The organism is Paraliobacillus quinghaiensis (assembly GCF_003426025.1).
In the GTDB taxonomy this organism is placed as follows: domain Bacteria; phylum Bacillota; class Bacilli; order Bacillales; family Amphibacillaceae; genus Paraliobacillus_A; species Paraliobacillus_A quinghaiensis.
Genome location: NZ_QJSH01000012.1, coordinates 1 through 13,227, shown reverse-complemented (window position 1 = coordinate 13,227; position 13,227 = coordinate 1). Strand labels below are relative to the sequence as shown.

At 35.7% G+C, this 13,227-nt stretch carries 12 protein-coding genes and 1 pseudogene; 5 read left to right on the top strand and 8 right to left on the bottom strand.

Annotated features, from left to right (window positions below):
- Positions 1-34: 34 nt before the first annotated feature.
- The 7 genes from proC to D2K40_RS09305 all read right to left on the bottom strand — a co-directional run bounded on the left by proC (position 35) and on the right by D2K40_RS09305 (position 8,089).
- Positions 35-829 (bottom strand): pyrroline-5-carboxylate reductase, encoded by a 795-nt coding sequence (gene proC, locus D2K40_RS09335; RefSeq protein ID WP_117155299.1) that lies wholly within the window; start codon positions 827-829, stop codon positions 35-37.
- The gene (locus D2K40_RS09330) at positions 830-1,126 is read right to left on the bottom strand and encodes a hypothetical protein (RefSeq protein WP_117155297.1); all 297 of its coding nucleotides are present in this window, start codon (positions 1,124-1,126) and stop codon (positions 830-832) included.
- Between the two features lie 462 nt (positions 1,127-1,588).
- On the bottom strand, positions 1,589-2,002 hold the full coding sequence (locus D2K40_RS09325) for an organic hydroperoxide resistance protein (protein WP_117155295.1): 414 nt from the start codon (positions 2,000-2,002) through the stop codon (positions 1,589-1,591).
- A 278-nt stretch (positions 2,003-2,280) separates the two neighbouring features.
- Entirely contained in the window at positions 2,281-3,021 is a 741-nt protein-coding gene (gene pflA, locus D2K40_RS09320; RefSeq protein ID WP_117155293.1) for a pyruvate formate-lyase-activating protein, read from the bottom strand.
- A gap of 57 nt (positions 3,022-3,078) precedes the next feature.
- Complete coding sequence (gene pflB / locus D2K40_RS09315; RefSeq protein WP_117155291.1) at positions 3,079-5,334, bottom strand: formate C-acetyltransferase; 2,256 nt, start codon at positions 5,332-5,334, stop codon at positions 3,079-3,081.
- Positions 5,335-5,735: 401 nt separating this feature from the next.
- Positions 5,736-7,166: an MDR family MFS transporter gene (locus D2K40_RS09310; protein WP_117155289.1), complete on the bottom strand. Its 1,431-nt coding sequence runs from the start codon at positions 7,164-7,166 to the stop codon at positions 5,736-5,738.
- A 38-nt stretch (positions 7,167-7,204) separates the two neighbouring features.
- Positions 7,205-8,089, bottom strand: coding sequence for a TetR/AcrR family transcriptional regulator (locus D2K40_RS09305; protein WP_162879186.1), 885 nt, complete (start codon positions 8,087-8,089; stop codon positions 7,205-7,207).
- A 172-nt stretch (positions 8,090-8,261) separates the two neighbouring features.
- Between D2K40_RS09305 and D2K40_RS09300 the strand changes: the two genes are divergently transcribed.
- From D2K40_RS09300 to D2K40_RS09290, 3 genes are all read left to right on the top strand, one after another.
- A complete protein-coding gene (locus D2K40_RS09300; RefSeq protein ID WP_117155285.1) occupies positions 8,262-9,143 on the top strand; it encodes an SDR family oxidoreductase in 882 nt (293 codons plus the stop codon).
- A 70-nt stretch (positions 9,144-9,213) separates the two neighbouring features.
- The gene (locus tag D2K40_RS09295; RefSeq protein ID WP_117155283.1) at positions 9,214-10,380 is read left to right on the top strand and encodes an iron-containing alcohol dehydrogenase; all 1,167 of its coding nucleotides are present in this window, start codon (positions 9,214-9,216) and stop codon (positions 10,378-10,380) included.
- 137 nt (positions 10,381-10,517) lie between these two features.
- Positions 10,518-10,940, top strand: coding sequence for a pyridoxamine 5'-phosphate oxidase family protein (locus D2K40_RS09290; RefSeq protein ID WP_117155281.1), 423 nt, complete (start codon positions 10,518-10,520; stop codon positions 10,938-10,940).
- A gap of 492 nt (positions 10,941-11,432) precedes the next feature.
- Here D2K40_RS09290 and ltaE read toward each other — a convergent pair whose 3' ends face one another.
- Positions 11,433-12,458, bottom strand: a complete 1,026-nt coding sequence (ltaE, locus tag D2K40_RS09285) for a low-specificity L-threonine aldolase (RefSeq protein ID WP_117155280.1) — start codon at positions 12,456-12,458, stop codon at positions 11,433-11,435.
- A 175-nt stretch (positions 12,459-12,633) separates the two neighbouring features.
- Here ltaE and D2K40_RS09280 point away from each other — a divergent pair, with 175 nt between their 5' ends.
- Complete coding sequence (locus D2K40_RS09280) at positions 12,634-12,861, top strand: hypothetical protein (protein ID WP_117155278.1); 228 nt, start codon at positions 12,634-12,636, stop codon at positions 12,859-12,861.
- Between the two features lie 60 nt (positions 12,862-12,921).
- Positions 12,922-13,227: pseudogene (locus tag D2K40_RS09275) on the top strand (bifunctional acetaldehyde-CoA/alcohol dehydrogenase); the annotation flags it as partial.

Sequence of the window (13,227 nt, the reverse complement as noted above, 5' to 3'; positions counted from 1 at the left end):
TATTGGTCTTTTCTTTTTTCAATAAATAAAATAGTTAATTATTTCTTGCCCTTATGTGACAGGCAGTAACAACATCTTGCATCATCTGATCAAACTGCCCTTCATCCATTACTTCAAGTCCAGCCGCTGTAACTCCACCAGGACTAGCTACTTGATCAATCAATTTTTTCGGAGGTTCTCCCGTCTGCAACATTGCAGCTGCGCCATGTATCATATCAGCTACTAATTTTCTCGCCTTTTCTTCCGTCACTCCAGTATCTATTGCTGAGGTAACAAGCGAATTAGCCATTCGATAAATAAAAGCTGAACCGCTTCCCGTGATTGGTGTAAGTGCATGCACTTGGTCTTCTGTTACTTTTTCTGAAGAGCCTATGCTATCCAATAAAGCTTCTAACATTTTTTCGTGATGCTCCCCAACATGTTTACCAAGCGTATACAGGCTAACCGATTTACCTAATGAAGCAGCTGGATTTGGCATGACCCAAGCTACTGGTGTCCCTTCTGGCAACTTTGCTTCCAAGTATGTTGGATCTATTCCCGCAGCAAGTGTGACGATAAATTGATCCTTAACAAACAGTTCAACTTCTTTTAATACAGATTCATGCGCCTCTGGAGGCATTGCCAATACAATCATATCAGCATCTTCTATTTCTTCTTTCCAACTGTCTGTTGTCATTACACCAAATTTTTGCTCCACTTCTTCCAATCGCTTTGCATCACCATTGTTACTTGCAACAATCGTCATATCCGTTTTATTCAATCCTGCAATAATTGCTTGTGCCATCCTTCCGGCACCAATAAATAATATCTTCTTACTACTTTCAGTCATCTAGTTACCATCCTTTTGTAGTTTTAAAATAGTTCGTTGTAATGGAACGCCCATTCGAACATTTCTTTCAATCATTAAATACTTTTTACCATCGATTATGAATTCACCATTACCATTATACACAACTACTCTACCTTGTTCTTCAAGCTCTACTTTAGTAGCCTTAACATGTTCATTCCAATTAAAGTACCTATCATCTAAGTCTAAAATAATATTTCCTTTTTGATAACCCATAATCCAATTAAACAATTTAAACAATCCAAACATCAATATAAGGATAAGTAAAAACCACCACATATTTAACCCTCCATTTTTATTACCATTACCTTAGTTACGAATTACCAGTTACATATGTTTCATAACCTATCCTTTTCACAAAAAAATTCAGCATTTGGATGAAAGATACCTGGACATATACTCCGTTATTTTTGATAAAAAGCGTAAATACAAAGGTAATATGGACATTTGTTCCGCTATTTAGCTATAAAGCGGTCAATTTCCATTGATTTTCATCAAATAACGTACTAAATGTCCGCGAAAAATCAGAAGATATGGATTACAGTCATTTTCTATAATCAAAAGAACTTACTTCCGTAGCAGCAAGTAACTTATGTTAAAACTTATACAGATTTTATATCTATTTAAAACAATAATATTTACGAAAAGAGCCTAATAAAAATATTAAGCAAAACAAAAACGCTTGGAAAACCAAGCGTTTTTGTCAATTATACAGATATTCATATTTTCTCATGGGAAACATTATACTGCTTTCGCTACTACTTCTACACCAATGTTACCGCGTGTTGCTTTAGAATATGGGCAGAATCCATGTGCTCTTTTGGCCAAGTCTTCCGCTTCTTCTTGGGTAACACCTTTAATTTCTACATTTAATTTTACACCAATTTGAAAGCCGCCATCAGCTTCATCATCCATTAGGCTGACATCAGCTGTAATAGTAGAATCAATTTCTTTCTTATCTTCCTTTGCCATATGACGAAGCGCACCATCGTAACAAGCCGCATAACCCGCTGCAAATAACTGCTCTGGATTTGTACCAGTTTCACCCTTCGTTCCTGGTTGGACTAGATTTAAGTCAATTATACCATCATCTGACTTAACATGACCCTCACGTCCACCTACTGCTGTTGCGTGTGAAGTAAATTTAATTGCCATTAAAAAACACTCCTTCTACAATTCGATCTCATAAAAGATCATTATGATTTAAGCTATATAGGGAGTATTCCTTTTCTAACTTATTTTAAACTACCATTCAAACTTTTTTATTTTTTATATTAGAAAATCTCGCATCCGCTCGTCCTTTAGCGAATGCGTTAGCTTTTCTTATACTTGGAACTTAAAAATTTTCACTACGTCGATTCAACTTCACAGCTAAAATTTCACACTTTCCTAACGCGCAAAAAAAGAGCCTTAGATAAGGCTCCTCATTAATTTTATGATACTACTTTCACTCGATTCAAAATATCTTCCGCATTTTTCACGCGGTCTTCGGTTGGTGGTTCTACACCTTCAAGTGGATATTTTAATCCTAAGTTTTCCCACTTATAAACACCAAGTTTATGATACGGTAAGACATCAATCTGTTCAACATTGCCCAATGTAGCAATAAAGTCTGATAGACGTTGGAGATATTCATCTTTATCGCTAATACCAGGTATAAGCACATGACGTACCCATATTGGAATACTTTTTTCATCCAAGTATTTAGCCATATCAATAATATGTTCGTTTGACATACCAGTTAATTCTTTATGCTCTACTGGATCAATGTGTTTTAGATCTAATAAAACTAGATCTGTAACTTCTAGTAATCTATCAAAGTTTTTCATAAAGCGCGGGGAGCGACTAAAACATCCGGCGGAACTATCAATTGTTGTATGAACACCCAATTTCTTTAGTTCTGTGAATAATTCTATTAAGAACTCAACCTGCAGTAACGGTTCTCCACCACTTACAGTCACCCCACCATTAGTAGATTGGAAAAACGGAAGGTAGTCTTTAATATCCTTGACCATTTGTTCAACCGTCATTTCCTTTCCTTGACCCATTTTCCATGTGTCAGGATTATGACAGAACTTACAACGTAGTAAGCACCCTTGTGTGAAGATGACATAGCGTAAGCCAGGACCGTCTACTGTACCCATTGTTTCTATAGAATGAATTCGACCTTTCATGTTGTTCGCCCTCCTTGCCTTATTGGGTGCAAGAGGGGTATACCCCTCTTGCAGATATTACATACCTTCGTGGAACGTACGGTTAATTACATCTATTTGCTGTTCTCTAGTTAGTTTAATAAAGTTTACCGCATATCCGGATACGCGAATTGTTAACTGTGGATACTCTTCTGGGTGATCCATTGCATCTAACAATGTCTCTCTGTCAAATACGTTAACGTTTAAGTGGTGACCACTTTTCGTTACATAACCATCAAGCATACCTGCTAGGTTAGCTTTTCTAGCTTCTTCATCTTTACCTAATGCTTTAGGTACGATAGAGAAAGTATTAGAAATTCCATCTAAAGAATACTCATATGGCATTTTAGCTACAGAGCTAAGTGATGCTAATGCACCATTTTGGTCGCGGCCATGTAATGGGTTTGCCCCTGGTGCGAATGGTTCGCCAGCTTTACGTCCATCTGGTGTATTACCAGTTTTCTTACCATACACAACATTAGAAGTGATTGTTAGTAATGATTGTGTGTGTACAGAGTCACGGTAAGTTTTGTGCTTTTTAATTTTGTTCATGAATGCTTTAACTAAGTCAGCAGCAATTTCATCAACACGGTCATCGTTATTACCGTATTTAGGGAAGTCACCTTCCACTTCATAATCTACTACTAAACCATCTTCATCACGAATTGTTTTTACTTTCGCATATTTAATTGCGCTAAGTGAGTCGGCAACAACAGACAATCCTGCAATACCACATGCCATTGTACGTAATACTTCACGATCGTGTAGTGCCATTTCAATTCTTTCATAGCTATATCTATCATGCATATAGTGAATGACGTTTAATGCATTTACATAGATACCAGATAACCAGTCTAACATCGTATCATATTTTGTCATTACTTCATCATAATCAAGATATTCAGAAGTGATTGGCGCATAGCCTGGAGCTACTTGAGCTTTAGACTTTTCATCAACCCCACCGTTAACAGCATAAAGCAATGCTTTTGCTAAGTTAACACGTGCACCAAAGAATTGCATTTGTTTCCCGATACGCATAGCAGATACACAACAAGCTATACCGTAGTCGTCACCATAAATGTCACGCATTAAATCGTCATTTTCATATTGAATAGAGCTTGATTTAATAGACATATTTGCGCAATACTTCTTATAGTTTTCTGGTAACTTTGTAGACCAAAGAACTGTTAAGTTTGGCTCTGGAGCTGGTCCTAAGTTATCTAAAGTATGCAAGAATCTGTAAGAACTTTTCGTTACTAATGGACGACCATCTTGTGCCATACCGGCTAGTGATTCTGTCACCCAAGTTGGGTCTCCACTAAATAATTCGTTATATTCAGGTGTTCTTGCAAATTTAACAAGACGTAACTTCATTACAAAGTGATCTACTAATTCTTGTGCTTCTTCTTCAGTTAAAGTGCCATTTTCAATATCTCTCTCAATATAAATATCTAAGAAAGTTGATACACGACCAAGACTCATCGCTGCACCATTTTGCTCTTTAATCGCCGCTAGATATCCAAGGTATAACCATTGGAAAGCTTCTTGAGCTGTTGTTGCAGGTTTCGAAATGTCAAAACCATATGCTGCGCCTAATTGTTTTAACTCTTGAAGTGCACGAATTTGTTCTGATGTTTCTTCACGGTCACGAATAACATCATCACTCATTGTGCCATTTCCGATTAAGCCTTTTTCTTTTTTCTTTTCAGCAATCAATTGATCAACACCATAAAGTGCAACACGACGATAGTCACCAATGATACGACCACGGCCATACGCATCAGGTAAACCAGTTACAATACCAGCTCTACGTGCCGCTTTAATCTCATCTGTATAGGCATCAAAAACACCCTGGTTATGTGTTTTACGGTGTTCTGTAAATGTTTCAACAACTTCTTCATCGATTTTATAGCCATAAGATTCAGCTGCGGCTACTGCCATACGAATACCACCATTTGGTTGTAAAGAGCGTTTAAATGGCTCATCCGTTTGTACCCCAACTACTTTTTCAACATCTTTGTTTAAATATCCAGGACCATGTGATGTAATCGTAGAAACGATCTTTGTATCTAAATCTAGGACACCACCATTGTCTCTTTCTTGTTTAGTCAATTCCATTACGCGTTCCCATAAAGCTTTCGTTGCATCAGTTGCGCCTGCTAGGAATTCTTCATTTCCTTCATATAAGGTAAAGTTTTTTAAAATAAAGTCACGGACGTCAATTTCTTTTTGCCATCTACCATCACGGAAGCCATCCCAAGGATTTTTTTGTGTAACTTCTTCTGCTACTTTCATTTCCGCTACCTCCTCATAGTTATAATCTTACCTTGTTCGTTAAACAAACAAGCGATTATCTTAAGTTCATTATATACCTTATCGTTTAATAATTAAAGTGAAAAACATCACATTTTAAAACTGTTATAGTAAAAGTTCTAAAAATGTTCAAATTTTATACACAAATAATATTGGATTAGTATAGTTACAGGAACACGCATTCATTATTGTTATATTACGTTTTATTCACCTATATTTTAGTAACACACCAAAATAAAATAATAGCAACACCTTATCTGTACCATACTGTTATAGTCAAATTAGCATTTGATACAAGTACAGTCTAGAACTTTCTTTTAAAAACGTTTTAGTAAAAAAAGGGCATCACATAAGTGACACCCTTTTTCTTACTTCATATATTATTATTCAAATTCGTATGTTCCATGTTGCTCAGAAGGTTTTGTTCCTTTAATGAAGAAAGACAATATCAAACCAACCAGGGATAAAGCAGTAGCTACATAAAAGGCAATATTAACACCATGTATTAAGGCACTTGGCGCAGCATTCGGTCCACTATCTAACGCACTGGTTGTCATTACTGTTACCAAAATTGCAGTACCAATCGAAGCAGCAACTTGACGCATTGTATTATTCATTGCCGTTCCATGGGCTATCAATCGTATCGGTAATTGGTTTAGTCCAGCTGTAGTAACAGGCATCATAACCATCGACATACCAAACATTCGAATACCAAAAACGATTGTTAAGTAAATTAAAGGCGTTTCTGTAGATAGATTTGTAAATAGGAAGGTCGTAATAGTCATTATTGTTAAACCTACTATTGCTAAATACCTTGCACCGATTTTATCAAAAATCCTACCTGTTATGGGAGACATTAACCCCATTAAAATTGCACCTGGCATAATCATAAGACCAGATTCTAATGCAGTAAATCCTGCATAGTTTTGCATATATATAGGAAGAATTGTTTCAGAACCGATTAATCCTACAAAAACAATCATTCCAATAAGCGTAGTTATTGTAAACGTACGCGATTTAAATACGCGGAACTCTAAAATTGGCTGTTCTAATTTAAACTGTCTTCTAATAAATGTGATCAGAGAAATTAGACCAACGACTATAGAAATAATAACTGTTGGATCTGCCCATTCACCATTTCCCGCACTACTAAACCCAAATAACAAACCACCAAAACCAAATGTGGATAAGACAATCGATAAGATATCAACTTTCGGAAAAGTACGCTTGGTTACATTCTCCATAAAGAAATAAACCAAAATAATATCAATTAGAATAATTGGTAAAATAACAAAAAACATCATTCTCCATGGATGGTTCTCTACAATCCAACCAGACAAGGTTGGTCCGAGTGCTGGAGCAAACGATATAACAAGACCTACCATTCCCATTGCCGCTCCTCGCTTTTCAATAGGAAAAATAGTTAAAAATACAGTCATCATAAGCGGCATCATGATGCCAGCCCCACTTGCCTGAACAACCCTACCAACCATCAGTATTGGAAATGTTGGTGCAATCCCGCAGATTAATGTACCTAAAGCAAATAGCGATAATGCAAACAACACTAACTTTCTTGTGGTGAATGTTTCAATTAAAAAGGCGGTAATTGGAATCATCACACCATTAACAAGCATAAAAATTGTTGTAAGCCACTGTGCGATATTTTCTGATATTTGGAAGTCCGCCATTACATGCGGTGTTGCTGTTGCAAATAATGTTTGATTTAATATTGCTATAAATCCTCCAGCTATCAGCACTAGCACAATAGGCTTACGATTAATTTGAGTAACCTCTGCCGTTTCTTCATTTGACATATTTATACTCCTCTATTTCTCTGTTTGAACAACCTTTTTCAATCCAATAGCTTTATTAGATTCTCAATCGTGTTCAATTCTTCTTTTTCTTTTAAATTTTTTTCAAGGTTTGCAAGTAATGAATTTAATAGGAAGATTCTCGGTTTTTTCTCTTTAAGTTCCTCGTTAAATAAAAGAATAGTTTTTTCAATTTCTTTGTTCTTATCTAAAGGTAATAACTCTGATTTCAAGCGAAATTTAATATGTGAAAGCACTTGAATTATCTGATCTTCAATTGGTATCCACTTTTTGTTTTCTTTTAAAATTAAGTAATTTTTCATCATATCATCTTTTAATACAGGGGCTTTGTTTTTATGTTGCTTAACAATCGCATCCACACACGAAACAACATATTCCGCTATCTTTGTTGCATCAAGTTTCTGTTGATCTTGTATAACAATTGAAACATATTCTTTTAAAATACCTTGTAACGAAAGTACTGCATCCCATATAAACGGCGCCACATCTTCCCCATAAATTTGTAATAAAATTTCTTTATGCCAATCCATCATCTCTGCACGTACTTGCTGCATCAATGGTCGTATTTTTTGATTTTTTTCAAAGAGTAGTGATTTAGTTAAAAGATTAAAGTATTCTTTATTTTCTAAGATTCCTTCAAACTCAACAATTAACATTTTATTTAATTTTTCTTTAGGTGCTAAGCTAGAATCTGCATTAATACGCTTAGCCTTTTCTACCATATTATCATGATTAAATTTAAACACTTGTATTAATAACTCTTCTTTCGATTCAAAACATTTATATAAAGAACCCTTGGATATACCGCTATCCGCAGCAATTTCCTGCATAGATGTAGCATGAAATCCTTTTTTCGAAAAAAAACGCATAGCTACTTGCATAATTTCTATTTGCCTATCTTCCACTACTCTTCCTCCCCTCAAGCCAAATGACTCCAAGGTCATTTTTATACCAGATAGTTTTTTATGCCAAAAATTATTATAATCATCCCATTAAACACTGTCAATACATTAAACTCGAACACTCTTTAGGCTCGGTGCATATTAATGAATAGATGAATTTTAGGAGGATACCTAGATGAATGATATAAATTTTAACGAATTCACAGATTTACCCCCTCAACATCAACCTCAACAACCCGGAATTGAAGCGTTAATGACACCAAAGCCGATTATAGAAGATAAAAGTTACAAAGGAGCAAATAAACTACAAGATAAAGTAGCAATTATAACTGGTGGTGATAGTGGGATTGGTGCAGCTACAGCAATTGCTTTTGCTAAAGAAGGAGCAAATATAGTTATCCCTTATTATTACGAATACGAGAATGATGATGCTTTTCGGACTAGGGAGCGCATTCAAGCTTTAGGTCAGGACTGTTTACTATTAGTTGGTGATTTGCGTATAGAAGAGAATTGTAAGTTTGTAATCCAAAAAACGATTGATCATTTTGGCAAATTAGATATTTTGGTAAATAACCACGGCGTCCAATTTCCACAGGATAATTTATTAGACATCACCACAGAACAACTGCACTTGACCTTTCAAACGAATATTTTCTCTTTCTTCCACTTAACTAAAGCAGCATTACCTCATTTAACAAGGGAAAGTTCCATTATTAATACTGCATCAGTGGTAGCTTACGAAGGGCATGAAAAATTAATTGATTATACCGCTACTAAGGGAGCAATTATTGGTTTCACACGCTCATTATCACAAAACTTAGCCAACAAAGGAATTCGTGTTAATGCCATTGCACCAGGTCCAATCTGGACACCACTGATACCTGCAAGTTTTTCGGCTAGCTACATCTCTGAAAATTTCGGAAAAACTGTTCCTTTAAAACGACCTGGTCAGCCTTATGAATTAGCCCCTGCCTTTGTATATCTTGCGTCTTCAGACTCTTCCTATGTTACAGGACAAGTAATTCACGTGAATGGTGGAACAATGGTTAGTTCATAATAGGATAAGTGCTAATTACTTTACTTCTTTTTTCAATCTTGCCATTATAGATACAGGAGGCTGATAAGCAATGCAAAATTTCACATACTATAATCCAACAAAACTTATTTTCGGTAAAGAAACAGTAACAAAATTAAAAGATGAGGTACCAAATTACGGTAAGAAAGTATTAGTCGTTTATGGTGGAGGTAGCATTAAACGCAATGGTCTTTACGATGAAGTGATGCAAATTTTAAATGACATCAATGCAGAGGTATTTGAATTACCTGGCGTAGAACCTAATCCGCGTGTGACTACTGTTCGAAAAGGAATTGACATATGTAAGAAAGAGAAAATCGACTTCATCTTAGCAGTTGGCGGCGGTAGCACAATTGATTGTACTAAGGCAATTGCTGTAGGATCCAAATCAGAACATGATATTTGGGATATCGTCACGAAAAAAGCTCAAGCTGAAGACGCGCTACCATTCGGAACTGTCTTAACACTTGCGGCTACTGGTTCAGAAATGAATGCAGGATCTGTGATAACAAATTGGGAAACAAACGAAAAACATGGTTGGGGAAGCCCATTTAGTTACCCACAATTCTCAATTCTTGATCCAGTAAATACATTTACAGTTCCAAAAGATCAAACAATCTATGGAATTGTTGATATGATGTCTCATGCATTAGAACATTATTTCCATCATGAAAAAAATACCATACTACAAGATTATATGGTGGAAGGTATTTTACGTACTGTTATCGAGACAGGACCTAAGCTATTAAATGATCTAGAGAACTACGAACTTCGCTCAACTATTCTTTATAGTGGTACAATGGCGTTAAACGGCATGGTAAATATGGGATATCAAGGCGATTGGGCATCACACAATTTGGAACATGCAGTCTCAGCTGTTCATGACATTCCACACGGTGGTGGTTTAGCTATTCTCTTCCCACACTGGATGGAACATTCATTAGACGCGAATGTTGGACGATTTAAACAACTTGCTGTGCGTGTGTTTAATATTGATGAAAACGGTAAATCTGATCGTGAAGTGGCTTTAGAAGGAATTCAAGCATTACGTGACTTCTGGAACAGCATTGATGCTCCTTCTCGATTAGCTGACTACGATATCACAGAAGATACAATTGAAGAAATGGCTGATAAAACAGTAATTGCTAACCCTACATTTGGAAACTTTAAGAAGTTAACAAGAGAAGATGCAGTAGCCATTTACAAAGCAAGCTTATAAAAAATTTCTGTTAGGGGGTTTCACTATTGTGGAACCCTCTTTCATATAGTATTTCTTCCGTTTAATTCTTCCTATGCATAAATGAATTGAAACTTCTAATACTAGACATTAGAAAATCATTAGGAGGTTTCAACAGAATGGATCAACAATTACTTAAACAAACAATAACAAAAATTCTTGATGATCATCAGATAGGTACAATGGCCACCGTAGAGCAAGATAAACCATACTCACGATATATGACTTTTTTTCATGATGGTATTACATTGTACACCGCAACAAATAAGCAAACACATAAAGTAGAAGACATTAAACAAAATCCGCACGTCCATATTCTTTTGGGTTATACATTTGACGGAACATCAGATGAATATATTGAAATAGAAGGCGAAGCTTCGATCCATGATGAAGCCGAAATGAAACAGCGGCTATGGAATGAAAAACTATCCCCTTGGTTCTCAGGACCTGATGATCCCAATTATACCGTTTTAAAGATTACACCGACCGAGATTAGACTAAAAAACACGCAAGATGCCAAAACACATAAGTTAGAAATATAAAAGCTTCATTATAATAGTAGAAAAACACAGATCAAATTGACCTGTGTTTTTCTTTTATTTAGAACCTATCTCAAATATAGTTAATTCTTGATATACGTACTTGATAGATGATGCGTCGTAACTAGTAACGTGAGTTACTAGTACTAACCCTCTACAAATCCAGGTGGTTTTGGTTAATAAAAAATATGACTGTAGTACTCATCTTTAAACTTTTCACGGACATTTAGTACGCTATTTATACAAAAAACAGCTATTTTAAGCGGATGGCAGACATTTAGTACGTTATTTTAGGAAATTCACTTGAAATTAACCGTTTTAGAGACAAATAGCGGAACAAATGTCCTCAACAGCCGCCAATTCACACCATTTATCAAAAATAAAGGAATATATGTCCGCGTCCCTTTTTAATATAAACACCCTACGACGCATCATATATAAACTCCGTCATAAATTTTGTAAATCACAATTAGGCAGGTTGATATGGTGAGTTCTCTAATGTTTTAGAGCTTTATTTATTTTTTGCAACACTGTTTCAATCTCTTCTTTTGTTACATCTAAGTGCGTAACAAATCGTACATGATTCGTTCCATATGCTCCTGCAAGTACACCTTGTCCTCTAATCGTTTCTATAAATGCTGTTTCAGATAAACCTGTTTCCGTTACATCAATTAAAACAATATTTGTTTCTACTTGATTCGCAACCTTTAACCCCTTAATATTTGCTAATCCATCAGCTAAAATTTTAGCGTTCTGATGATCTTCAGCTAAACGTTTTATATTTTTTTCTAAAGCAATTATTCCAGGCGCAGCAATAATACCCGACTGCCTTAGTCCACCACCTAATCGTTTACGCCATTTTTTAGCAGATTTAATAAAATCATGACTTCCAGCGATAATTGAACCAACCGGTGCACCTAAACCTTTAGACAAACAAAATTGAACGGTGTCTGTATATTCGGCGTATTCTTTAACTGAAATCCCTGAGGCAACTGCAGCATTAAACAATCGCGCACCATCCAAGTGAACTGCTACATTAGCATTCTTTGCAATATGATAAATCTCTTTCATATTTTCTAAAGGTACAATTGCTCCACCTGCTTTGTTATGTGTGTTTTCTAGACATATTAATGAAGTTTCTGGAAAATGAATGTCATCTGCACGAATCGCTTCTTTCACATCTTGTGGGTTCATTGCGCCGCTAATACCTTGAATAGGACGTGATTGAACACCCGCTAGAGCCGATACAGCTGCACCTTCGTAAAGAAAAATATGTGCACTTGACTCCAAAATCAATTCATCCCCAGGTTTACAATGTGTCAATGCAGCAATTTGATTCCCTTGCGTTCCGCTTGTCACAAACAGCGCAGCTTCTTTTCCTAATTTCTCTGCCGCTATTTCTTCAAGCTTATTTACAGTTGGATCCTCACCATAAACGTCATCACCAACTTCTGAATCATATGCTGCCTTTCTCATTTCAATAGAAGGTTTTGTAATTGTATCACTGCGTAAATCAATCATTTACTTCTCCCCTTTTACATTTTAATATCCCTATTTTACTACAACTCTAGCATGGATTAAAAAAATGATAACGCTTTATTTGTGAATTGTTTCACAAACTTGTCACAAACTAGGTATTTTGTAAACGTTATCAGATGTTATGATGATATCAGAAAGAGCGAAAGGGGGAAAAAAAATGATTTTAAATGAATGGAAAGACTTTGGTACAGATGCTGCATTTTACTCTCTAGAAAGTTTTGAAAAAGAAATTGGTGATGCCTTTGAAGCTATGTATTTGGAGGATGGAAAAGAAATTCCAAACTACATTTGGACTAAGCAGTACGTAGTGGTCATTAAACCAAACACGAGAATGATCAATGATGTATCTTTTGTCAAAGTTCCCCGTAACCCCGGCAGCTGTTAATTAATATTTTTTTGAGTATATATGCTCAATTATTCACATAAAAATTTAGGAGGTATTTAAATGGTCACAAAAGTAGAGAAAAAACAAGAAGTTACTGTAGCGGAAAGTATTGATAAGTTAGTAGGCAATGCAAAAGAAGCTTTAGCAGGAATGAAAAAACTAAATCAAGAGCAAGTTGATAGCATTGTAAAAGAAATGGCACTAGCTGGTTTAGATCAGCACATGCAATTAGCGAAGTTGGCAGTTGAAGAAACTGGCCGCGGTGTTTATGAAGACAAAATCATCAAAAACATTTTTGCAACTGAATATGTGTACCACAATGTAAAATATGATAAAACAATTGGTGTAATCAGTGAAAACGATCAT